Genomic DNA, 22207 nt, shown 5'->3' with positions numbered 1-22207 from the left:
TCCGATGACTCCTGATTCAGTGGCCGCGCCTCTTCTCGGCTTCCCGCTCTTCCTGGCAGGGACGGCAGCGCTTGGCTGTTGGCCAGGCCTTGAGACGGGCCTCGGGGATATGCTCCCCACAGACGATGCACACCCCGTAACGGCCGGCGTCGATACGCGCCAGCGCCCCGCGAATATCTTCCAGTTCCTCTGCCTCGCGTATCAGGCCAGCCTGCCGGATCGTATTCATGGTATCGCGAAAGGCGCTGTCCTTCGTATCCATGACATCAGGCAGGCCGCCAGCGCGGTGTTCCCGCCCAGCGTCATCCAGGTGCTGGCGAATGGCGTCAACCACCACCACCTCGCGCGCTTCCAGCAACTGCCTGAACTGGCTGCTTTCAATCGCCATGACCCAACCTCCCGAAGCAATGAAACGTCAGTCTCACGCCTATGACGGCAGCATGGCTTGATCGACATCAAAACAAGCGTGAAATTCTGTCTCAGACCCCTGCGTCGCGATCAAACAGGCTGGTCGTCTGCCCACCGATGTCCGGTTCCTCACAGTGCGCCAGCAGCCACGCCCGGCTGCGATCACGCAACTCGATGGCTGCCTCCCATCCATCACCGTCAGGCGCCATGGGTGGGCCGATGTCTACTTCAATCCGCGAAGGCCGTGGCAGAAAGGAATAACCTCTCAGACTCCGGCGACTGCCACGTACCGCCACCGCTACAACCGGCACCTGGCAGCGTACGGCGGCCATGAACGCACCGATCCGGAAGCTGCGCAGCCCGGGCGCAGCCGCCAGCGTGCCCTCCGGGAAGAAGAGCAGTCGCTCACCATTGGCCAGGTGGGCGATGGCCCGCTCCAGATCCTCAAGCCCCTTGCGGTGGTCAAAGCGCTCCACCCACAGCGCACCCACGCGGCGCAGTACATGGCCCAGGACCGTGCCGGCCAGTTCACGCTTTGCAATGAAATAAAGCGGCCCCGGCAGGCTCGCCCGCATGAGAGGACCATCCAGATAGCTGGCATGGTTGACAACCACAACGCAGGGCCCCTCCGGCAGGTGATTCAGACCACGGATTGTCGGGCCCATGCCGGTGAGCAACAGCACCGAGCGCGTGGCGCCTCGCGCTATGGCAGCACGCAGGCCGCGTCCCGGCATCACCAGCAGCAGGATGGATGCCGGCACCAACAGGAGGATGGCGGTCAGCCAGGCCCAGGTGGCGAACAGGCCACGCCCGGCCTTGTTCAGGCTTCGCCGCAGTGTGGGCAAGAGCCCGCTCCCCATCAGGTGCGCCATCTGCCGCCACAGGCCGACGCGCTGCCCGAGTTGACCGCTTTCGAAGAGTTCGCGGCAGGCCGGGCGGCGAATCTTGCCACTGGAGGTCTTGGGGATGGATTCAGGCGGTTGCAGCGAGATCACGTCCGGTGCCGACTCCATGAACGACATGCTGGCCTCGATGATTGCCTCGCGGATCCGTTCCTGCTCGGCCACATCACGTTCCCGCGTCTCGGCCACCACCACCAGCTTCTCCGGCCCGGAATCATCACCCCGGCTGGCAAAAACGGCCACATTGTTGCGTCGCACACCGGCAATGGCGGACACCGCCTGCTCCAGTTCATAGGGATAGAAATTCCGTCCACCCCGAATGATCATGTCCTTGACCCGGCCGGTGAGATAGAGCTCACCGTCGTCCAGATAGGCCAGGTCACCGGAGTTGAGCCACCCGTCATGGAAAAGGTCGCTGGTGGCATCCGGGTTCCTGAAATAGCCACGGGTGCAGGACGGGCCCCGAAACTGGAGATGACCCTGCCGACGATCCGGCAGCGGGCGATTGCGTTCATCAACGACACGGATTTCATGCCCCGGCAGGGCGCGTCCGCAGGCCACGAGAAGGCGGGCATCGGGCGCCTCCTCCGCGGCCGGTCGTGCCTCACCGCGACGCTGAAAGGCATCACGATCAATGCGATCGAATCGCGGTGCACGATCCATGGGTGGAAAGGTCAGCCCCACCGACGACTCGGCCAGACCGTACACCGGCTTCATGGTCTTCTCGCCGAAACCGTAGGGGGAGAATCGCTTCTGAAAGACCTCCAGGGTTTTGGGACTGACCGGTTCCGCACCATTGAAGGCCACTCGCCAACTGGAGAGATCCAGCCCCTCCAGGTCCTCGTCCCTGAGCCGGTTGGCACAGAGATCGTAGGCGAAATTGGGTGCGGCCGAGAGGGTGCCGCCATGCCGATGAATGGCCCACAACCAACGTTGGGGCCGCGCCATGAACTGCAGTGGGGACATCAGATACAGGGGAATGCCGTAATACAGAGTACCCAGGCACGCCCCAATCAGACCCATGTCGTGATAGAGGGGCAACCAGCTCACGAAGCGGTCATCGGGTGATGCGCCCACCACGCCCCCCATGGCCCGGATGTTGGCGAGCAGATTGGCGTGGCTGAGAATCACACCCTTGGGATCGCCCGTGGTACCCGAGGTGTACTGGAGAAAGGCCATCTCTTCCTGACGTCGGGGCACCCGCTGGATACCGCTCATGCCCTCGCGCAATTGATCGGCCGTGAGTACATGTGACAGTCCCGGCGCAAGACTCATCAACAGCTGCCCGGCACGGACCGTTTCGGTGGAGGCAATGAAAAAGGCCGCCTGGGCGTTTTCAACCACCCTCGCAATGCGGCGAAAATGATCCTCCACCTGGCTGATGCGCACGGGCGGATACAGGGGAACCGGCACCCCGCCGGCACGCAGTACGCCGTGAAAGGCAAAAAAGAAATCCAGGCCGGTGGGCAGCATCAAGGCCACCCGATCACCGGGGCCGAGGCCCCGTTCGCGCAGACCGGCCGCCAGCTCCGCCGACGCCTCACGCAACTGCTGATAGCTCAGGCTGCTGAGATCGCCACCGGGCTCGTAAAGAGTCAGGCATTGCCGATCACCCACACGATCCGCGTGCCAGTCGAGCACCTCGGCCAGGGTGGCGGCATCCGATGGCTCCACCGGCTCGCCATCACCGCTTTCCACGTCGTCCACCGTGACCTCACTCGTCACCTCCGTGGCCGGCCCGGCGGCTTCGATGGCCTTCAGGAGATCGCCCGGGGTACGCGCCTCTACCGCCTGTTCATCGGCGATCTCGACCCGAAAGCGGCGCCGGATTCTCAGCATGAGCTCAACCCGGCCGAGACTGTCCAGACCGGCGTCCTTTTCCAGGTCGCTGTCCAGGTGCAACTCGGGAAAGCTGTATCCGGGATGAAGGCTGCGTGCGAGTTCCGTGACCAGCTCCAGCAAGGGGCGTTCGATTTCCCTGCCCTTCTCCGTCATGCCGACCTCCTCATTGCAGGCTCTGCCTGCTGAGACAACGACAAGCGCCGGTGTGTCCATGTTCGTGACTGACCGCTCTTTGGGGAAGCTTGGCACATGGCGGGCGGAAAACCGACCCCGAATGCATGGCGCCGGCCACCGATCAGACTTGACAGGTGTTATACATATGTATAACACTAGATCTGCCTTGGGGGAATCTCCCCAAGGCGTTGACATCAAGTTGATCGAAGACGTGAGGATCTGAACATGCCAGACAACAAAGCTGGAAACCGCCTAATCAAGACCGGAATGCTGGCAATTGCCGCATTGATGCTGCTTTCCACGCCATTGCTCGCCCAGCACAAGAGCCACGAAGTGCGCATCACCACGCCGGATCCGTCCGTCACTCTGGCAGGCACCCTGCTGGTTCCCGAAGGGGCCGAGGGCGGCACCGTCATGCTGATGATCACGGGCAGCGGCGATCACCCGCGGGATGCCATCATTTCCGGGGCACCACTGTTCAGGCTCCAGGCTGAAGCACTCGCCAGCGCCGGCATCGCCACGTTGCGCCTGGATGATCGTGGCACGGCCGAATCCACCGGGCCCACCACCCGGGAATCCACCACAGCGGACCGGGTGGTGGACATGCGGGCAGCCCTCGACTGGCTGAGGGACGGTCACATTGCCACGTTCAGCCAGGTTGGCGTGATCGGGCACAGCGAAGGAGCCGGTATTGCCGCGCGACTGGCCGCGCAGGATAGCCCGCCGGATCTCGTCATCCTGCTCGGCGCCCCGGCACTGCAGGGCAAGACCGTCTGGGTGGATCAGCAGGTGGCCGGCTTCCGTCAAGGTGTGGGCATTGAGGATCCGGAGGTACTGGCACAAGTCGAGGCCCACATGCGCGAGGCCGCACGCCTTTCCATCGAGGGCGCCAGCGCGGACGACATGCGTGAGAACACCGTTGCGCTCTTCGCCCTGGGCAATATCGATGTGAGCACGGAAGAAAACGCCCACATGCTGGCTGGATTCACCGGCCGCATGACCGACGACTGGATGCGACACTTCCTGGCTGATAACCCCAGTGAGGCCCTGGCCGAAACCCGTGTTCCGACCCTGGCGATCTACGGCAGCCATGATCGGCTGACCTCGGCTGCCCTGAATGCCGGCCCTCTTACCGCCGCGCTGCTGTCCGCCGGCAACCAGGACTTCACGGTGCGCATCCTGCCCGAGCAGGACCACTTCTTCCTGCGGGCGCCCGGCAAGCCGGTGGGTCAGCATGTCTTTGGTGAAATGGAGCTTTCCGGAGAATTGATGGAAGAAATCATTGCCTGGCTGTCTCGCCGCCAGTGACAATGATCTGAACCCCGGCAGTGACGGGACAAGTTCCGAGGCAGGAGCAAGGGCATGGCCCGTCCCTTCATGACCTGAGGACATTCGAGATGAGGGAGTTTCGTATCGGTTCAGGGCGGGTCATCCCCGTCCTGCTTCTGCTTCTGGGCGGGCTTTCGGCCTGCGACGGTGCACCTGACACAGCGGTTCCGTCGGCGCTCGATGTCGATGCCGTGGTCACGCTGCAGAACAGGCTGGATGAAGCGCGCCGGCAGGCGGACGTTCCCGGCATGGGTGCCGTGATCAGCCGCTCAAGCGGGCTGGTGGCACACGCTGTCAGCGGCCAGCGCCGAATTGATCACGGCGCCAACATTGAGCCGGATGATGCCTTCCATATCGGCTCGGTTACCAAGACCATGACCGGAATGCTCGCCGCGCAGGCGGTAGAGACCGGACAGCTCGGCTGGGACACCCGACTGCTGGACGTCTTTCCGGAGTTTCGGGACAACGCCCTGCCGGACTACGAAGGCCTGACCCTGGCCCACCTCCTGTCCCATGAATCCGGCCTGCCTCAGCTGATCGAGGATGATCGCATTGCCGTATTGCCGGCCTTTACCGGCAGCCTGCAGGAGCAGCGCCAGGCACTGGTGGGCTGGATGCTCCTGCAGCCGCCAGTGGGAGAAGCGGGAGCGAGTTACCACTACTCCAACGGTGGCTTCACGGCGGCGGCGGCCATGATCGAACGCCGGACTGGGACAAGCTGGGAACAGGCGATAAAGGATCAGATCGCCAGTCCCCTAGGCATGCAACATGTCGGCCTTGGCTGGCCGGGTACGGGCGCCGGGGCGGAGGGGTTCGTCTTTGGACATCGTCGCGAGAACGGGCAGTGGCGCCCCGTGGATCCCGATGGCGACTACCAGATTGCCGCGCTGCTCAACCCGGCCGGCGCCCTGCATGCCAGCATGTCGGACATGGGTATCTATGGCGCAAGCTGGCTACAGGCCATGCTCGGACAGTCAGAATCCATCAGTCAGGCCACTGTGGATGCCATGCTGGAGCCCCGCTTTCAGGGCGGAATCAGCTGGGGCGTTCAGCGGGGGTTCGGGCATGAACAGGCCGTGGTCTATGTCGGCAGCGCCGGTACCTTCGTGTGCTTCATCGTGCTGATTCCGGAAGGCGACCTGGCCGTGACCGTCGTCATGAACGGAACCGACGACAGCAGTGACCGGGCGGCCGTGCGGCTGCTTCAGACTCTCATTGATGATTTTTCCTGAGGGGCCGGGAATCAACGATGGCCAGCCGGTTGATGACCGGCTGGCCATCCGATACGGCTCAGTTCGGGCGAACGAAACGAAGTGAGTAGCGCTCGGGAAGCTCTTCGTCGAGCCGAGATTCCAGGGCTTCAAGTTGCTCCAGTACGCTGCAGAGACCTTCGGCACGCGCCTCAAGGTCACTGGCTCGCTGATTGACGACTTCCTCAATGCGCTCGTCCAGGCCTTCGACGCGCTTTTCCACGTACTCCGGCCCAAACAGTACGGCAGCCAGGGCCAGGCGCATGCCCGCCCCTTTCATCTTCGGCACGGCTTCATCAACGATGCGATTGACGCGCTCATCAATCCGGTCGCCGAACTCGGCGGAGCTGAAGTTCTCGGTAGTCTGAATCTCCTCCTCGAGTTCCGCCCGCAACGCCCTAAGGTCGAGACTGAGATCCGAGGCGCCATTGCCAAAGACCGTGGTCATGGCGATTTCCACCGCGTCAACGGCGATGTCCACCGCTTCCAGGCTAATCGCTCGCACTTCGGCCATGAGTTCACGCACGCCGTCCTCATAGGCCTGGGCATCCGCCATGCCGCGGGCCGACAAGGTCATGCGTTCACCATTGATCTCCAGGCCACCGTAGGAAAAACGGAAAATGTCGCCACCGTCTTCCTGCAGGGTCACCGCCTGCGGGGACTCACGGACATCCGGCCTGAAAGAGGCCTTGCAGTCCGACGACACGCCCGCCTGCGCAACACCGGCCAACATTGCTCCCGCCAGCAGCGGGATCACCACAAAACGCTTCATTGTCATGGGAAAACCTCCATTGATGGCTCATGCCATACTGGTGTTTTACCTATGTAGCACACCAATGTCAAGTCGTTGCCTTGCCGGTTGAACCCGGCCCACATCCGGGCCGGCGAAACCCCGTGACCGGCACGGGCCCGGCCATACCCGCCGGCGGTGTTTATACTGGCCCTGCCAGAACGCCATTCAATCAGCCACACAGGTTCTCCCATGCGCCCTGCCCGCTTCCTGCTGACAGCTCCGCTTCTCCTCCTGTCCACCGTACTGGCGGCAACCGTCATCGACCGTGAACCGGACGTGGGCTTCATCGTGACGCCGGAACGGGTGGTCACGGCCATGCTGGAACTGGCCGGCACCGGGCCGGATGATCTGGTGGTGGACCTGGGTTCCGGGGATGGACGCATTCCGATTGCCGCCGCGCGGGATTTCGGGGCCACTGCCTGGGGGGTGGAGATCGACGCCGAACTGGTCGAGATTTCACGACGAAACGCGGAGGCGGCCGGTGTATCGGGCCAGGTCCACTTCAGCCAGGACGATATCTTCGAGACGGACTTTTCCTCCGCCGATGTCCTCACCCTCTATCTGCTGCCGGAACTCAACCGCCGACTCAAGGCGGCCATTCTCGCCATGCCCGCCGGCACGCGCGTGGTTTCGCACGAATTCGGCATGGGTCGCTGGCCCGCCGACGCGACCCGCCAGGTGGGTGGCCACCCCATCCACCTGTGGACCGTGCCCGCGAATATCGGCGGACGGTGGCAGATCAGTGACGGTGAACGGGTACTGCAACTCCGCATCCACCAGGATTTTCAGCGCTTCAGTGGCACGGCAGAATGGCAAGGTGAAGTGATTCCCCTGCGTGACACCCACCTTTCCGGCCGGGAGTTCCGCTTCCGCCTTGCGCTGGATCAGCGCCAGGAAGTCTTTCGCGGCCGGATGCGGGATGGGGAAATCGAACAGCTGAGTTCATCACCCGCCTTGAGCGGCACGGATCAGAGCACCATTTGGATACTGCAAACAAGAGATTCACCGTCACCATGAAGCCCCCTCTCCGCCATTACGCTTCGCTTTGCCTGATCGTGTTGTTGCTGCTCGGTGCCTGCGCCACGTCACCACCGGCTGGGCGGGTCCCCGCCGCCGATCATCACGTCCATCTGCGCAGCGAGATCGCGGCGCAGGCCCTGCCGAGGGTGCAGCTGGCCCGGGGCTATGCCCGCCATGAACTCAGCCAGGGTTACCAGGATGCCGACGCACTGATCCAGCAACTGGACCGATACGGCATCCACCAGGCCGCCATCCTGTCGCTGGGCTACATGTATGCCATTCCGGAAGTCGCCTTTGACAATGAATACGACAAGGTGCGGCGTGAGAACGACTTCACCGCGGAGCAGGCCGCCCGCCATCCGGATCGCCTGGTGGCCTTCTGCGGGGTGAGCCCGCTGGCGGAGTACGCACTGGAAGAGATTCGCCGCTGCGCGACACTGAACGTGGTCGGGATCAAGATGCACATGGCCAACTCGGCCGTGGATCTGAGCCGGGATTCGCATTTTCAGGCGTTGCACGATGCCACCGCCCTGGCGGCGGAACTGGAGCTGTCACTGCTCATCCATTTGAGGACGCGTGGCCACCGCTATGACAGTGAATGGGTGCAGCGTTTCGTGGATGAGACCCTGCCGCTCACCCGCCATGTCACCGTTCAGCTGGCCCACATGGGCGGCGGCGGCGGCATGGATGGCCCCACCTCACGGGCCACCCGGGTGCTGGCCGCCGCCGTGGACAGCCATCCCAAGCTCTATTTCGACCTCTCGGGGGCCTTTTTCAGGGAGAAGGATGTCTGGGACGGTGGACGAACCGCCCTGCGGCTGCGGCAGAATCGGCAAGCCGTGGCCGAGGCCATTCAGCGCCTCGGGCCGGAACGGGTTCTCTTCGGGTCGGACTGGGACAGCCTGGAATACGACGACACGCTGGCGCCCCTGAATCGGCTGCGCAGTCTCATCGGCGATGAGGCCCTGGCCCGGATTCATGGCAATCGGGCTCCCTATTTCCAGCAAGCCGGACGTCACACCCCGGATTGATTCATTCGCGTCTTGGCCGATCGCTCAGTTCCAGCTCACGCTCGATGGTTTCGTTGCCCCGCATCAGCGTCAAGCGGACCCGATCTCCCGGCCGGGTGGCTTCCAGACCGGCAAACAGTTCAGCCACACTGCCCACCGCTTCATCATTGATGGCCATCAGGATGTCACCGTCCACCGGAATTCGATGGCCACCGTGGCGAATGACCCTGCCCCCCTCTCCGTCACGAATGCCGGCCCGAGCCGCATTCCCCCCGGGCATGGTCCGGGTGATAAGGATGCCCGCCACAGTCGGACGACCAGAGAGATGGGCAAGGCGCTCGCTCATGGCAATACCCTCGATATCGATCCAGCCACGAACGACACGACCTTCATTGATGATGTGATTGACGATCCGCACCACGGTGCGCGAGGGGATGGACAGACTGATGCCCACACTGCCAGCCGCCGGTGAGATCATCATGGAATTGATGCCCACCATCTCGCCCTGGGAATTGAACAGCGGTCCGCCCGAATTGCCTGGATTGATGGCCGCATCGGACTGGATGAGATCCCGGATGATGAAACCGGAGCGCAGTTGAACGGGGCGATTCAGCGCGGAAATCACACCGTCGGCGAGGGTGCCGTCAAGACCGAAGGGGTTCCCCAGTGCCAGTACCCGCTGGCCCACCTGCAACTGAGTGCTGTCACCGATCCGCACCCGGCTGAGGGGACGACCCAGAGGATCAAATCGCAACACCGCGAGATCCATTTCCGGATCGCTGCCCACCAGTTCCGCCGGGTAACGGCTGCCATCGTAAAGCGTCACGATCAGCCGCTGGGCGCCCGCCACCACATGATGATTGGTCACAACCACACCACGCCGGTCGATGATGGCGCCACTGCCCTCTCCGCCCTGAGGCACCGTACCCAGAAAACGGAAGCGATAGGCGCTCAGGGAAGTGACATTCACCACCGCCCGGTGATTCTCCCGATAGATTGCAACCGCGCGCAGCTCTTCCGGGCCCAGGCCCTCCGTCCGTATTGGTGCCAATGGGTTTTCTTCCGGCACACCCACCGTGAATGTCGGCTCGATATCATCAAAGAACTCAGGAGCCGGCTCGACACTGATCAGACGGGCACAGCCGCCCAGCAGCATCACCGCCAGCAGCAACAGGCATCGGGCAAGGTGGCCGGAAAGAATCATGAAATCACTCCTGAAATGGACGGGAGGCCAGACCAGATTAACCCATCCGTCTGCCCGGCACAGCCGTTCGGAGAATCACCGGGACAGAATGCCAGCAATCTGGGATCATGGGCCTGGTACATCCATGCCCACGGACATCAATGATGAAAATCCGCATTGCACTGATTGCCATTCTGGTCCTGCTGCTGGGCGGCTGGGCTGTCATGACCCATGAGAGCAGCGCGCCCATCACCGAGGCATCCGCGCCAGCCCAGCGCCTGGACCGCTTCACCGCCAGCGCCGACGCCGAACACCCCTGCATCGGTACCGAGCGCTGTGTGCTGGTGTACATGGCGCCGTGGTGCCCGCACTGCAATGGCAGCATTCCCCTGGTGCGCAAGGTGCGCGAGCAGCTCAATGCCAATGACGATACCGGCATGATGGTGATTGTCGGGCCGGGCGGTGGCAGTTACGCCGGCCATGAACGCATGGGCCGTGAACTGGGTGGCGAAGTCTTCCTCGATCCCGAGGGTGAAGTCTGGGAGGGCGAGTTCGGCCACATCGATGCGGTGCCGGCCTGGGCGGTGTTCGATGGCAGCGGCCGCATGATTCGTCATTTCACTGGCGGCACCACCCGCAGTGACGAGGAAATCGTGCAGGCGGTGCTCCGGGACCAGCTGCGGCTCGGACGTTACTTCGAGTTCTGATCCAGACCCGCCCCCGTTTCCAGCCAGGCGACCAGCTGCCGGGTATCGTCTTCGTCGGCCTGTCGGGCCGTGCGCCAGACGCTGCGCTGCAGCCGTGCCTCCGCCTCCAGCGGTGACTCGGCACTGATATAACCCTCGGCCCGCAACCACTCGGCCAGTTCTTCGCGCTTTTCGTTGCGAAAGCCACTGACGGCCTTGTTGGCCAGGGCCTCGATCAGGGCCTCGCCATCGCCCCCCACGGCCTCGGCCTGCTCGCAGACCCGTTCCATGAAGGTGTCACTCACGGCCCCGGAGGCCTCCAGCGCCGCACGGTCCACCGGCTTGCCGCGGCCCTGCATCCAGGCCTGCTGCCAGGCGCGGGCCGCCGCGCAGCGACCGGCCAGTTGCCGGCGTTGATCCGCCGCGGGAATGGCCTTCTCCGCCACTTCGGAGGCCAGCAGGCTTTCCAGCTGCCCCAGGGTACGCACTCGATAGCGCTGCATCAGACGATGCAGCAGGGGCAGGTCATCGCGCAGCAGATGGAATAGCGGCAGGCCACCCGCCGGCTGCCGGAGATCGATGGCCGCGATGCCGACCCGGGCCGCCCATTGCTCGGGCGTTTCATCGCCCGGCTCGGGCAGTGTCTCCAGCGCCGGCAGGCTGAAATCGGCCGCCGTGGTATCCGAAGACCCGAAGCGGATTTCGGCCAGATCCAGATGATGCGGACTGAGCCCGGCCAGCTGCTCCCACAGGACACGCTCCTGTTGCCGCGCACTGAGATAGACGATCTGCCGTCCCTCGTCCCTGGCCAGATCCGCCAGGTTCTCGGCCACGGCCCGGAAGCGGTTCTCGTCACTGGTGGTCAGGGCTTCGTCCAGAAACAGCGGCAACGGTTCACAGCGCTGTTCCAGCTGGCGTGTCCAGGCCAGACGAACCGCCAGCAAAAGCTGCATGCGGGTGCCGGATGACAGCTCGGACAGGGGGTGACGGCCACCGGAGGCCTGGTCACGCGCCATCAGGCCGGCCTGTTCGTCCAGGGTGAGATCAAAGGCATGGTGGGTGAAGCGCTGAAAGAGCCGGCGGGCATCGGCCAGCACGGCCGGCTCGTGTTCGCTCTGATACTCGGCTTCCACATCATCCAGCAGGAACTGCGCGGCTTCCGCCTGCATGGCCTGCTGACACTGCTCCTCCAGGGCATTGCGGGCCCGGGCCAGCTCGGCCATGGCTTTTTCCAGGGCCTGATCCCGGCCGGCCGTGCGCAGGCGCTCACGAATGGCACTGGCATCCTCCAGCAGGGACTCCAGCCGCCTGGCCTCCTCCTGCGCCCGCTCCAGTGCCGCCTGCAGGGCGTCCCGCTCGCCCGCTTCCGCCTGCCGCAGGCGGCCGGGGGCATCGCCGAGGGCCTGGCGCAGCTGTGTCTCGCGTCGATCCAGGGCTCGCAGGCTGTCCTGGGTTTCCCGCCACTGGGGCAGCTGCACCAGACGCTGTTCCAACGCCTCGCGATCGCTTTCCTTCAGGCCCAGGCGCGCAAACACGCTGCCACGTTCCGCCCGTCGCTCCTCCAGCTGACGCTTCAGCCGGGCCAGTCGATCTTCCGCCGAGGCACGCTCTCGCTCCGCTTCCTCGATGGCATCGCAGCGGGCGGCCACTTCATTCAATGCTTCTTCCAGCGCGGCGGCCTCGGCCACGACATTCATGCCCCAGCCCTGCAATGCCTGCTGCAGGGTCTGCAGGGCCGCCTGCTGTTCACCCTGCAACTGGCGAAGCGTGGCCTCGCTCTTTGCCAGTTCGCTTTCCGCCCGCTGCCATTGCCCCACCACCCGGGCCACCAGATCCATGCTGGCGGCACTCAGGGAGGGGTCGAAACCAATGGCCTCGGCCAGCGCTGCCTTCTCGCCCTGCAGCCCGTCCAACTGTTCCTGCAAACGATCACGCTCGGCCTGATCTTCGACCGTCGCACCGGACCGCCGCAGTGACAGCACCAGCTCGGCCCATTGGGATTCCAGCTCGGTCAGGCGCTGCTGCACCGCCTCGCGCTGCCAGCTCTCCGGAGCCACCAGACCACTGCGCTCGAAGCGCGCCTTTGCCGATGAGCGGGGATCCCCACCGCCCGCCGAGCGATGGAACAGCAATCCCGCCGCCAACAGGGCCAGGGCGGCCGGCGCCAGCAACCACCAGACCGTCAACCAGGCGGCAGCCGCGACGACGCCCACACCCGCCAGGGCCGCCAGCCCGGCAGACAGACGTGAAGGCGCCACCGCTGAGCCATTGACCGCCAGCCAGGTCCGCAAGGCCTCCGTGGCCTGTTGATGGGCATCCACCTTGCGCGGTTCCGGGGCTTTACTCGCCGCCCGAACACGGATGTCCATGAGCTCGATCTTGGCTTCCAGCCGGCGCTGGCGATGCGCCAGGTCCGAGGCCTGCTCCAGGGTCGCCACCGCAACGTCCGGCACCTTGGCCGTCTCACCCAGTACGTCACCCCGCAGTGGTCGACGGGCCTGCGCCACTTCGGCCTGCAGAGCGGCCACTTCCTTCTGCTGGCGGGCAATCTCGGCGGCCCGCCCCTTCACCGCTTCCAGTTGCCGGCGGGCGGCCCGGAGCGCATGACTGGCGGGGCGCTGTTCGCCCAGGCCGGCCGCGTCCAGTCGCCGTTCGGCGGCGGCCAGCTGCTCCCCGGCGCTGCGCTGTTCATCCTCCAGCGCCGTGATGTGCTGACCCAGCTCGGCCAGTCGCTCCTGTTCATCACCGCGCAGTTTTTCCATGCCCACCGGAAAGCCGGCCAACGCGGCCTCCAGTGAACGGCGCTCGCCGAGGGTCTTTTCCAGCTCCAGGGCATCCAGCAGCACATCACGCTCACGGGCGCCCTGACGGGCATCGTCCGCCTCCCGCTGCAGGCGCTCCAGACTCTGCTCGTCTCTCTGCAGGGCCTGGTTTTCCGCGTCCACCTCATTCAGATGCTGGCGGGCCGCCTGCAGCTCGCGCCCCTCCTTGCGGCCGCGGGCCGGGCCGAACTCGAATTCGCCATGGCGCAAGGCGGCAAGGTCGAAACCTCCAGCCAGGGCGGTGCGAATCTCGGCCACCAGGGCCGCGTCCTGCCGGGCATCATCGGACAGCAGGTCCTCCACCTTGAGCCAGTAGCAATGCAGCTCCTCGCGTGCCGGCAGTGGCGGGCCGGCCTCCACTGCCTCGCCATCACGAAACCACTGCACATGACTGGCGGTGCGCTTCACCGTCCAGCGGGCGTCATTGTCGAATTCGGCTTCCAGCACCAGCTCACGGGGGTCACCGGCACGCACTTCCCCCACCAGATACTCCAGGGCCCGAATGAGACTGCTCTTGCCCACGGCATTGGGGCCCGTGATCAGGTTAAGACCGGGGTCCAGGGGGGGCAGATGAATGGAGCCGCGGATGCCGGGCAGCCGGGTGATCTTGAGGGATTGGAGCTTCATGCCGCCTCCCCCTTGTTCTGCTGGCGCAGCATCTGTTCCAGCAGACGCAGACCGGCCTGGCGCAGCCAGGCGGCCACCGCCGCATCGTCCAGGGCCGGTTCAGCCAGACCCTGCCAGCGGGGGTCACGGGCCTGGGCCTTCAATCGCTCACGGCCTTCGGCCAGCAGACGACTCCGGGCCTCGCCCGCCTGCTCGCTGTCGAGCAGCAACAGGCGGCGGGCCAGCAGGCCGGCCGGGTTCTGGCGTTCAGCCAGGGCCTCAAGAGGAATCTCGGGCAGGGCGGCGGGAATGAGTTTTTCAATGAAGTAGCGGCTATTGCCACCGCCGGGGCTCAGGTCGTTGGCACCCTGGCACTCCCCCTCCAGGATGGCCAGCGCCTGCTCGCCGAATCGGCTGCGTCCGGCCAGTGTGATACGCAGGCCCACGGCCGCCGGGGGCTGGAAAGACTGGGCGATTCGGGTGTCCAGTTCCCGCAGTTGCTCGGCCAGGTGGCTGCGGACAGCCTCGGCTTCTTCCAGCTCGGTCAGGTCGAGGGTGAGCGGCTCGAAGCGAATCGGTGCCAGCACCCACTGCTGCAAGGACGCCAGACGCCCGCGTTCGATTTCCAGCAACCAGGGGCCACGGTCGCCGGGCTCGCCCGGATCCATGCCGGAAACCGAGCCAAGGTAGCCGGAAGGGTTTTCCACGCTCAGCGCGTCGGGCCGATGAATATGCCCCAGCAACCAGCCGTCCAGGCCGGCGCCACGCAGTTCGGCGCTGCTGACCGGCGCGTAATGGCTGCCGCTCTGATCCCGGTCGCAATGCAGCAGGCCCAGATTCAGACCCGCTTCGCGTTCGAATCGCTGGCCGGCCAGGGGGCTCTCAAGCACCTGTTGGCGCGGAAAGGACCAGCCCCACAGGGTCAGCGACTCGCCCTGCTTTTCCATCCGCCAGGCCTGCCACTGCCCGTCGGCGCCGATGAGCTCGAAATCATCCAGTGCCCGCACCAGGCGGGGCAGCACCTTCACATCATGGTTGCCGGCCACGCCGACGACCCGAATGCCGGCCGCCGCCAGTCGCTCCACGCCCTCGCGCAGCAGCCGACCGGCCTCATAGAAATCGTCCTCGCGCTCCACCAGATCACCGGCCAGGGCGACCACGTCCACACCCTGCTCAATGGCCGCCTCCACCAGGCGGGACCAGGCCACGGCCGGACTGAAGGCCCCGCCCTGATCGGCCAGGTCATCCGGCAGACGCGACGGCCGGCGCCCCAGGTGCATATCCCCCACCGCGAGCAGCTTGAGACTCATGCTTCGTCCTTGTTCTTTGCGAGAGGGCTACAGGATACAGAAAACGGCGACAAACGCTGTCGCAGGAATGGCGAAACCCGCCATACCCGAATTAGCCATACTCCGGGCTGGCCTCACTGACCTGATCCGGGCGGGCATTCGCTCGCAACCAGTCGGCGAAGGCCTCTTCCGTCAGTTCGCCGGCGGCCAGTGAAATAATGACGGGGTATCGGTCAGCCAAGCTGCCAACGATATCCCAGCCGTTCAACACCATAAAAGTACGGCAAAGAACATAAGCCGTTCGCTTGTTTCCATCGACAAAGGGGTGATTGCGCACCACGCCGTAAGCATAAGCTGCCGCTAGACCCGGTATATCCACATCAGCCCCACCATAGAAGGCTTTCTGCTTCGGACGCGCCAAGGCCGAGGCCAGCATGCCCTCATCGCGCACCCCGCTTCCCCCACCGTGCTCGGACAACTGACGTTCGTGGATGGCCATGACAAGCTCTTCTGAAATCCAGACCGGATCTCTCATGTCCCTCACTCCCTCACTCAGCCAGCTTTTTCAGCAAGTCGCGATCTTCTCGCATGATGCGTTCCGCCACATCCATCTGCCGGGCGAATTCCGGATCGTAGCTGGTCAGGGTGATGCCATCGGGGGTCTCGAGCACCATCAGCTCGTCGCCCTGAGTGACACGCAGTTTCTCGAGAATTTCCTTGGGCAGAACCACACCGGTGGAATTGCCGATGGCCCGCAGCTTGAGCTTCTTCACCATGGTTGGCACCTCATTTGTTATAACACCTGAGGCCAAGCATAGCACAGGTAATCACACCCGTTATAACTTTATCCTGGCCGCCGAGGTGGACCGGCTTTCGCTAAATTCCCCTAACCATTTTCCTTTCATTTCATGGAGCTATACTGGGTTATGGACAAAGGAGATCAAGATGGATCAAGGGGATATCGGCCGGCGACGGATTGCCGACAGCCTGCGCACATCAACCCTCTTCGCGGACCTGGAACCGGCGGTGGTGGATGCCCTGGCCGGTCACATGGGCGAGGTGCGCCTGAGCGACGGTCAGGACCTGTTCCAGGCCGGCGACAGCGCCGATGCCATGTACCTGGTGCTGTCCGGCGCCCTGCATGTGCTCGGCCCGGAAGAAGAAGGCCGGGATTTTGCCGCTGCCCGCCGCCGTGGCCGCATCATGCCGGGCGAACCGGTGGGCGAGATGGCCCTGCTGCTGGGCGGTTTTCGCTCGGCCACGGTGCGGGCGGTGGGCACCACCCTCCTCGCCCGCCTGCCGGCCGGGACCTTCGAGGCCCTGGTGCGCAAGTTTCCCCAGGTGCGTGCGGCGCTGGAACAGGAGGTCATCCGCCGCCTGCGCCAGAACCGCATTCGCCACCTCATCCAGAAACATTTCGGCACCCTGAACGACGAGGCCTTCCAGGCCCTCGAAGGCGCGCTGGACTGGCGGGAGCTGAATGCCGGCGAGCGCCTCTTCGAACAGGGTGATCCCGGCGACAGCCTCTACATCCTGGTCAACGGGCAGCTGCGCGCCCTGCGCGGTGACGCGGAAGCGGGTTTCCAGGCCATCGGCACTATACGACCCGGCGAGATGGTGGGCGAAATGGGTGTCTTGCGGGCCCAGCCACGCTCTGCCCGAATCGTGGCAACCCATGCCAGCAGTGTCCTGCGGCTGGCCCGGGTGGATTTCGATCATCTCGCCCGCCGCCACGCGGAACTGGCCCTGTCCGTCAGCCGACAGGTCATCGAACGCCTGGAGAGCAGCCAGTCCGGCCGCGTTCCGCAGCAGGAATCGGCCCGTGCCATCGCGGTGGTTCGAGCCGGTCAGAAGGCCGTGCCCAAGGTCTTTCTGCTGCAGCTGCAAAAAGCCATGAAGGCCCACAAGCGCTGCCTGGTGCTGGATCCGGCCGAAGTGAGCCGCCGCCTGGGGCGGGAAGGTCTGGCCCAGGCCAGCCCCGGCGACCCGGCCCACATGGGGCTCGGCCTGTGGCTGGATCAGCAGGAACAGGAAAACGAACTGGTCTTCTACCTGACCGACCCCTGTGATGGCGACACCGATCCCACCGGCTGGACCCGACGTTGCCTGGAGCGGGCCGACGAAATTCTGCTGCTGGCCGACAGTGAAGACAGCCCTCACCCCCGTGGCCTGGAAACCCGCCTGTTTCGGGAACTGGAGGCCCGTCGCGACAATGGCGTCAGCCCGCGTATCCGCCTGCTGCTGCTGCACCCCGAACAGACCGACCTGCCGCGCAACACGGCGGACTGGCTCAAGCGCCGTCCGGTGGACGAACATCATCACGTACGCCTCGGTGATCCGCTTCACCTGGCCACCCTCGCCCGCCGCCTGACTGGCCGGGCCATCGGTCTGGCCCTGAGCGGGGGTGGTGCCCGCGGCATCGCCCATATCGGCATCCTGCGGGCCCTGGAGGAAGCCGGCGTGCACGTGGACGTGGTGGCCGGTACCAGCATGGGCGGCGTGGTGGGCGCTCTGTTTGCCCGGGGCATGCCGCCGGAGGATATCCTCGCCCAGGCCCAGTGGGCCTTCGTGAAGTCCGACCCCTGGCGGGAATACACCCTGCCCAGCTACAGCCTGCTGCGCAGCAAGCGCCTGGATCACGTCAGTTACAAGACCTACGGGGACATCCAGATCGAGGATCTCTGGCGCAGCTACCGCTGTGTCTCCACCAACATCTCCCGGCAGTCGCCGATGATTCACGAGCGTGGGTCATTGTGGCGAGCGGTACGCGCCACAGGCGCCATCCCCGGCCTGGTCACCCCGGTGATCATCAACGGGGAACTGCATGTGGACGGGGGCGTGCTCAACAACCTGCCGGGGGATCTGCTTCGCCCCCAGGTGGCCCGGCTGATCACCAGCGATGTTCGCGCCCCGCGCGGCATCACCGCCAAACGCCCGGATTTCCCCTCGCCCTGGCCCAATCTCTGGCGCGGCAGGAACCACCCGGCGCGCCGGGAAGTACCCGGCATCATGGACATCCTCATGGATTCGGTGCTGGCAGCCAGTGATCAGGCGGCAGAACGCACCCTGGCCCAGGCCGATGTGCGCTTCGCCCCGCCCCTGGGCAGCACCACGACCCTGCAGTTCCGCAAGCTGGAAGAAATCGAACAGCATGGCTATGACTATGCTCGCGGCCTGATCGACGCCGTGGGTGCGGAGGCCCTCTGTGGCACCGTCAGTCAAGGCAGCGGACAGTGATAAGACAGTGATACAGGCGCTGGGGTAAAATGAAGCCAAAGGGAGCAATTCTCAAGGATGGCCATGAACGCCTGAACCAGGCCCGCACCCGGCATTCCGAAGGAGACGGACATGACAGTTGGCTCCTCCGCCCGACGATTGATGGCGATGATCTTCCCCACCGTACCGGCGGCGTGGCAAGCGGATTTTGAAACCTTCCAGCGTCAGCTGGCCCGGCGCATTGCCGTAGTGGCCGCCCTGGCCATACTGATCCTTCTCCCCGCCTTCCAGTTCATCGATTACGTCATCTACGAAAGCCAGGACGACTTGCATCTGCACAATGCCTTGTGGCGCCTGCCGGTCTCCCTCGCCGCCCTGGGCATCCTGTTTCTGCGCTGGAAGCAACCGGACGGTGCATGGCCGCGGCCCCTGCTGCTGCTCATGGCCTTTGCCCTGATGACCATGATGGTGGGCATATTCGCCAACGACAAAGTCTTTCAAGGGGGGCCGGCCGACTACACTTCACAAGGCCTGATCATCACCATCGCCGCGGTGTCCATGGCGGCCACACGCGGCCTGCGGGACATCCCCGTCATCTATGGCCTGCCCTTTCTCAGCCTGCCCTTTCTGCTGATCCACAATGGCGTGGCACTGAGCTCGGTGACCACTCACCTGGTCTATCCGGCGGCCATGCTGGTGGTGGCCTGCATCGTCGTGGAGCTGATCTATCACAGCAATATCCGCAGCTTCATGGCCAATCAGCAGCTGAAGGAATCGGCGATGACCGATCCCCTGACCGGGCTGCTCAACCGACGCGCCATGTCGAAGGAACTGACAACGGCCCACGCCCGGTCACTCCGGCATGAGGTTCGCTACGCCATCATCATGGCCGACCTGGATCGTTTCAAGCGGGTCAATGACGCCCACGGCCATGACGTGGGCGATCAGGTGCTGGTGGAACTGGGAAACCGTCTGACGACCTCCCTGCGGCGGGAAGACCGGGTCTCACGCTGGGGCGGGGAGGAGTTTCTGATGCTGGTCCAGGACACCGATGAATCCGCATCGCTGGAGGTGGCGGAAAAGATCCGCAAGGCGGTAGAGGAAGCCCCCTTCCCCACCAGCGCGGGCCCCCTGCCCATCACTCTCAGCCTGGGCCTGGCCCTGAACTCGGAAAGGGACACCACCGAAACCGTGATCATCCGGGCGGACAAGGCCCTTTACCAGGCCAAGCAGAACGGTCGCAATCGCGTGGAACTGGCCGAATGATACAAGGCTCCTTTATCCACAGTGCAATCAGATCGGTGACCATTACAGTATTCGTTCGCCGTGAGCATCCAGCGGCATGATGTCCATGCCTGGCGCCAGACATTGGTCTGCACGCCCACAGGGCGTGTCTCGATCAATTTCAAGATCATAGGGATCCACTGTCTGCATGGGCTCCATGACCAGCAGCTGCTGACCGGGCACATCGTCTCGTGGTGCCTGGCCCGGCCAATGCACGACGCCGGCAAGTACGGCCACCAATGCCACGGTTGCCGCAAGGGCAAGCCCCACCAGGGGCGTTTCGTTCCTGGATGGCTTCTCATCCACGGCCTCCATGATGCGTCTGCGAAGGTCTGCCGGAGGAAGCGGCTGCGGCGAAACCTCACGCCAGATACGCACCAACGCTTCCCACTCTGATGGTTCATGCCGTTTCATGGCGTCGCTCCTCTGAACATTCGTCTGCACTGATCAGCTGAGACTTCATGTTCCCCAGCTCGCGCAACATGGCCTGTCGTGCCGAATGAATGCGAGATTTAACCGTATTGATTTTCAGCCCGAGTACCCGGCCAATCTCTTCGTGAGATAGCGCCTCGAATTCACGCATGTAGAGGGCTTCCCGCTGCATCCTCGACAGGCTGGAGAACGCCCGCTCTATCATCACCCGCTGACTGTCCTGTTGTGCCGCCGCCACGGGTGATGGGGCCGGGGAGGAAGGGGAAAGATCCTCCAGATCCTGCCATTGCAGCAGTGCACGCAATCGTTGTCGCCGACGCCAGCTCCGAATTCGATTGACGGCAATGCCCAATAACCAGGTGCGAAAACGCGACTGGCCACGAAATCGATGCAATCGTCGGCAGGCAATTTCAAAGGTATCCTGCACGATATCCGCCGCCAGCTCCCGGTCATTTCCCTCCGTTCGCAACACGAAGGCGTAAAGAGCCCTCTGATGCTGATCCAGAAGCCGCCCAAAGGCGGCTCGACAACCTTGCCGGGCCGCCTCGAGCAATACCTCATCGTCACTGTTTTCCCCCTCAGAAAACATGCTGTCTGCCTCAGAAACTCATGTTTCTTGGCTGTCTGGGAGGAAGACCACGCGTGAGAGGGACACTCTCATCAACCACTTCGAGTTCCATTGCATCCACATGGATTTCTCCACCACCACTCAACAAAGCGCCAAAAACAACCCGGCCTGCCTCTTCCGACACGTCAACCACAACCTCATAGCGATCCCACTCCCGGTCACCGCGAATAGGCCGATTATTCATGTTATCGAACGCCAAAACCTGATTGCCATTCTGTCCGTCAACCCGAAGCCAGAGACCAGCCCAGCCGCTCACGGACATGGCACGTACATAACCGCTCAGTCTGACGCGTTCACCCGCATAATCATCCGCGGCAATCAACTGGGCTACGCCACCGAATCGGCCACCCTCACTGTCCAGGGAGCGTATACGCAAACCACGCCCTTCGCGGCCGGCCTCCTCGCTGATTTCCAGGTGATAGGCCTCCCGGCTGTCGCCTACGGGCACCCAGCCCTCCGGCAGATCAAACTCACTCCCTGCCTGAGCTGTGGCTGAACAGATCCCGGCGGTCAAAACGACAAACAGGAAAGCACTGAAACCCGTGTGTTTTGCCTCATTCATATTCATGACGTACCTCCATCTGAGCACCCTTCCAGACCCTCATTACTTATCAAGCATCAGATCCGTCACCGGCGTGCTTTCGTCCACCACTTCCAGGTTCAATTGATCCACATTCACCTCGCCCTTGCCGGCCAGCAAGGCACCAAAAAAGATAAAGCTGGCGTTGTTGGGTACATCCAGTACGACTTCGTATTGGCTCCAGTCCGCGGTGCCGTTCACCGGCCGCTCCATCATGTTGTCAAAGGCCAGCGGATCACCGCCGCCCACCGGATCCACCCGCATCCACAGGCCGGTATGCTGCTCCACGCCCCTGGGCCGCAGATAGCCCGTGAGGCGTACACGCTCACCCAGGTAATCGGATGCATCGATTCGCTGCCCGACACCGCCAAAACGAAGCTCCTCCTGATCCCGGGAGCGAATGATCAGGCCGCGACCGTCCATGCCCGCGTCCTCACTGACCACGGTCTCATAGACAGCAGGCCCGTCCCCTACCGGAAACCAGCCTTCGGGCAAACCGTTTTCGCCGGCGGTCGCCGGAAGATGGATGGTCACGGCCAGCACCAGCAGGCCGAGCGCGATACGAATCGTCCATGTCTTCTCTTCTGTCATTGCAACCCCCTTCAATTGCATGAAATGAAAGCGCCGCCGGAACAATCAGCCACCGTTCCGATCGGCATTCACCCCCTGAGTGCCGTGAATCGCACCAGGGTTTGCCGCATGACAGAAATTTTTTGGCTCATCGCGAAAAAATGGGGGGGGGTGAGGCGAACA

At 63.9% G+C, this 22207-nt stretch carries 19 protein-coding genes; 7 read left to right on the top strand and 12 right to left on the bottom strand.

The genetic code is table 11. From position 1 onward, the window contains the following. Nucleotides 1-16: 16 nt before the first annotated feature. A complete protein-coding gene (locus RBH19_RS03955) occupies nucleotides 17-388 on the bottom strand; it encodes a TraR/DksA family transcriptional regulator (RefSeq protein ID WP_306727518.1) in 372 nt (123 codons plus the stop codon). A 91-nt stretch (nucleotides 389-479) separates the two neighbouring features. After that, nucleotides 480-3305, bottom strand: coding sequence for an AMP-binding protein (locus RBH19_RS03950; RefSeq protein ID WP_306727517.1), 2826 nt, complete (start codon nucleotides 3303-3305; stop codon nucleotides 480-482). A 246-nt stretch (nucleotides 3306-3551) separates the two neighbouring features. On the opposite strand from RBH19_RS03950, the gene RBH19_RS03945 reads away from it, so the two are divergent. Further along, nucleotides 3552-4634 (top strand): alpha/beta hydrolase, encoded by a 1083-nt coding sequence (locus tag RBH19_RS03945; RefSeq protein WP_306727516.1) that lies wholly within the window; start codon nucleotides 3552-3554, stop codon nucleotides 4632-4634. Between the two features lie 89 nt (nucleotides 4635-4723). Beyond that, nucleotides 4724-5887: a serine hydrolase domain-containing protein gene (locus tag RBH19_RS03940; protein ID WP_306727515.1), complete on the top strand. Its 1164-nt coding sequence runs from the start codon at nucleotides 4724-4726 to the stop codon at nucleotides 5885-5887. 58 nt (nucleotides 5888-5945) lie between these two features. Here RBH19_RS03940 and RBH19_RS03935 read toward each other — a convergent pair whose 3' ends face one another. After that, nucleotides 5946-6683, bottom strand: a complete 738-nt coding sequence (locus tag RBH19_RS03935) for a DUF2884 family protein (RefSeq protein ID WP_306727514.1) — start codon at nucleotides 6681-6683, stop codon at nucleotides 5946-5948. Between the two features lie 204 nt (nucleotides 6684-6887). Between RBH19_RS03935 and RBH19_RS03930 the strand changes: the two genes are divergently transcribed. Both RBH19_RS03930 and RBH19_RS03925 read left to right on the top strand, forming a co-directional pair. Next, entirely contained in the window at nucleotides 6888-7715 is an 828-nt protein-coding gene (locus RBH19_RS03930) for an SAM-dependent methyltransferase (protein WP_306727513.1), read from the top strand. Next, nucleotides 7712-8749: an amidohydrolase family protein gene (locus tag RBH19_RS03925; protein WP_306727512.1), complete on the top strand. Its 1038-nt coding sequence runs from the start codon at nucleotides 7712-7714 to the stop codon at nucleotides 8747-8749. Before RBH19_RS03930 ends, RBH19_RS03925 begins: the two co-directional genes overlap by 4 nt. Nucleotide 8750: 1 nt before the next feature. Here RBH19_RS03925 and RBH19_RS03920 read toward each other — a convergent pair whose 3' ends face one another. Then, entirely contained in the window at nucleotides 8751-9932 is a 1182-nt protein-coding gene (locus RBH19_RS03920; RefSeq protein WP_306727511.1) for a S1C family serine protease, read from the bottom strand. 143 nt (nucleotides 9933-10075) lie between these two features. On the opposite strand from RBH19_RS03920, the gene RBH19_RS03915 reads away from it, so the two are divergent. Beyond that, nucleotides 10076-10618 (top strand): TlpA family protein disulfide reductase, encoded by a 543-nt coding sequence (locus RBH19_RS03915; protein WP_306727510.1) that lies wholly within the window; start codon nucleotides 10076-10078, stop codon nucleotides 10616-10618. Here the strand turns inward: RBH19_RS03915 and RBH19_RS03910 are convergent. From RBH19_RS03910 to RBH19_RS03895, 4 genes are all read right to left on the bottom strand, one after another. Then, entirely contained in the window at nucleotides 10603-14046 is a 3444-nt protein-coding gene (locus RBH19_RS03910; protein WP_306727509.1) for an ATP-binding protein, read from the bottom strand. The genes RBH19_RS03915 and RBH19_RS03910 overlap by 16 nt on opposite strands. Beyond that, complete coding sequence (locus tag RBH19_RS03905) at nucleotides 14043-15335, bottom strand: metallophosphoesterase family protein (RefSeq protein ID WP_306727508.1); 1293 nt, start codon at nucleotides 15333-15335, stop codon at nucleotides 14043-14045. The genes RBH19_RS03910 and RBH19_RS03905 overlap by 4 nt, the downstream gene beginning before the upstream one ends. 91 nt (nucleotides 15336-15426) lie before the next feature. After that, nucleotides 15427-15849, bottom strand: a complete 423-nt coding sequence (locus RBH19_RS03900; RefSeq protein ID WP_306727507.1) for a type II toxin-antitoxin system death-on-curing family toxin — start codon at nucleotides 15847-15849, stop codon at nucleotides 15427-15429. A gap of 13 nt (nucleotides 15850-15862) precedes the next feature. Next, complete coding sequence (locus tag RBH19_RS03895) at nucleotides 15863-16090, bottom strand: AbrB/MazE/SpoVT family DNA-binding domain-containing protein (protein ID WP_306727506.1); 228 nt, start codon at nucleotides 16088-16090, stop codon at nucleotides 15863-15865. Between the two features lie 169 nt (nucleotides 16091-16259). Between RBH19_RS03895 and RBH19_RS03890 the strand changes: the two genes are divergently transcribed. Both RBH19_RS03890 and RBH19_RS03885 read left to right on the top strand, forming a co-directional pair. Further along, nucleotides 16260-18551: a cyclic nucleotide-binding domain-containing protein gene (locus tag RBH19_RS03890; protein ID WP_306727505.1), complete on the top strand. Its 2292-nt coding sequence runs from the start codon at nucleotides 16260-16262 to the stop codon at nucleotides 18549-18551. Between the two features lie 111 nt (nucleotides 18552-18662). Continuing rightward, entirely contained in the window at nucleotides 18663-19796 is a 1134-nt protein-coding gene (locus RBH19_RS03885; protein WP_306727504.1) for a GGDEF domain-containing protein, read from the top strand. A 42-nt stretch (nucleotides 19797-19838) separates the two neighbouring features. Here RBH19_RS03885 and RBH19_RS03880 read toward each other — a convergent pair whose 3' ends face one another. Genes RBH19_RS03880 through RBH19_RS03865 form a run of 4 tightly spaced genes read right to left on the bottom strand, consistent with a single transcriptional unit; the run spans nucleotide 19839 to nucleotide 22045 of the window. Further along, entirely contained in the window at nucleotides 19839-20228 is a 390-nt protein-coding gene (locus RBH19_RS03880; RefSeq protein ID WP_306727503.1) for a hypothetical protein, read from the bottom strand. Continuing rightward, complete coding sequence (locus RBH19_RS03875; protein WP_306727502.1) at nucleotides 20215-20835, bottom strand: RNA polymerase sigma factor; 621 nt, start codon at nucleotides 20833-20835, stop codon at nucleotides 20215-20217. Before RBH19_RS03875 ends, RBH19_RS03880 begins: the two co-directional genes overlap by 14 nt. Nucleotides 20836-20845: 10 nt before the next feature. Next, on the bottom strand, nucleotides 20846-21442 hold the full coding sequence (locus RBH19_RS03870; RefSeq protein WP_306727501.1) for a hypothetical protein: 597 nt from the start codon (nucleotides 21440-21442) through the stop codon (nucleotides 20846-20848). Between the two features lie 36 nt (nucleotides 21443-21478). Then, a complete protein-coding gene (locus RBH19_RS03865; protein ID WP_306727500.1) occupies nucleotides 21479-22045 on the bottom strand; it encodes a hypothetical protein in 567 nt (188 codons plus the stop codon). Nucleotides 22046-22207: the final 162 nt, after the last annotated feature.

Origin of the sequence: Natronospira bacteriovora (assembly GCF_030848495.1) — a bacterium.
Taxonomy (GTDB): Bacteria; Pseudomonadota; Gammaproteobacteria; order Natronospirales; family Natronospiraceae; genus Natronospira; species Natronospira bacteriovora.
This window is presented reverse-complemented; position numbering and strand designations above follow the sequence as displayed.

What these genes read in the sequence shown, in the direction of transcription:
- RBH19_RS03905 (WP_306727508.1), bottom strand. Translation starts at nt 15,335, where the DNA reads ATGAGTCTCAAGCTGCTCGCGGTGGGGGATATGCACCTGGGGCGCCGG.
- RBH19_RS03935 (WP_306727514.1), bottom strand. Translation starts at nt 6,683, where the DNA reads ATGACAATGAAGCGTTTTGTGGTGATCCCGCTGCTGGCGGGAGCAATG.
- RBH19_RS03950 (WP_306727517.1), bottom strand. Translation starts at nt 3,305, where the DNA reads ATGACGGAGAAGGGCAGGGAAATCGAACGCCCCTTGCTGGAGCTGGTC.
- RBH19_RS03865 (WP_306727500.1), bottom strand. Translation starts at nt 22,045, where the DNA reads ATGACAGAAGAGAAGACATGGACGATTCGTATCGCGCTCGGCCTGCTG.
- RBH19_RS03920 (WP_306727511.1), bottom strand. Translation starts at nt 9,932, where the DNA reads ATGATTCTTTCCGGCCACCTTGCCCGATGCCTGTTGCTGCTGGCGGTG.
- RBH19_RS03870 (WP_306727501.1), bottom strand. Translation starts at nt 21,442, where the DNA reads ATGAATATGAATGAGGCAAAACACACGGGTTTCAGTGCTTTCCTGTTT.
- RBH19_RS03880 (WP_306727503.1), bottom strand. Translation starts at nt 20,228, where the DNA reads ATGAAACGGCATGAACCATCAGAGTGGGAAGCGTTGGTGCGTATCTGG.
- RBH19_RS03925 (WP_306727512.1), top strand. Translation starts at nt 7,712, where the DNA reads ATGAAGCCCCCTCTCCGCCATTACGCTTCGCTTTGCCTGATCGTGTTG.
- RBH19_RS03915 (WP_306727510.1), top strand. Translation starts at nt 10,076, where the DNA reads ATGAAAATCCGCATTGCACTGATTGCCATTCTGGTCCTGCTGCTGGGC.
- RBH19_RS03940 (WP_306727515.1), top strand. Translation starts at nt 4,724, where the DNA reads ATGAGGGAGTTTCGTATCGGTTCAGGGCGGGTCATCCCCGTCCTGCTT.
- RBH19_RS03910 (WP_306727509.1), bottom strand. Translation starts at nt 14,046, where the DNA reads ATGAAGCTCCAATCCCTCAAGATCACCCGGCTGCCCGGCATCCGCGGC.
- RBH19_RS03885 (WP_306727504.1), top strand. Translation starts at nt 18,663, where the DNA reads ATGACAGTTGGCTCCTCCGCCCGACGATTGATGGCGATGATCTTCCCC.
- RBH19_RS03890 (WP_306727505.1), top strand. Translation starts at nt 16,260, where the DNA reads ATGGATCAAGGGGATATCGGCCGGCGACGGATTGCCGACAGCCTGCGC.
- RBH19_RS03930 (WP_306727513.1), top strand. Translation starts at nt 6,888, where the DNA reads ATGCGCCCTGCCCGCTTCCTGCTGACAGCTCCGCTTCTCCTCCTGTCC.
- RBH19_RS03945 (WP_306727516.1), top strand. Translation starts at nt 3,552, where the DNA reads ATGCCAGACAACAAAGCTGGAAACCGCCTAATCAAGACCGGAATGCTG.
- RBH19_RS03955 (WP_306727518.1), bottom strand. Translation starts at nt 388, where the DNA reads ATGGCGATTGAAAGCAGCCAGTTCAGGCAGTTGCTGGAAGCGCGCGAG.
- RBH19_RS03900 (WP_306727507.1), bottom strand. Translation starts at nt 15,849, where the DNA reads ATGAGAGATCCGGTCTGGATTTCAGAAGAGCTTGTCATGGCCATCCAC.
- RBH19_RS03875 (WP_306727502.1), bottom strand. Translation starts at nt 20,835, where the DNA reads ATGTTTTCTGAGGGGGAAAACAGTGACGATGAGGTATTGCTCGAGGCG.
- RBH19_RS03895 (WP_306727506.1), bottom strand. Translation starts at nt 16,090, where the DNA reads ATGGTGAAGAAGCTCAAGCTGCGGGCCATCGGCAATTCCACCGGTGTG.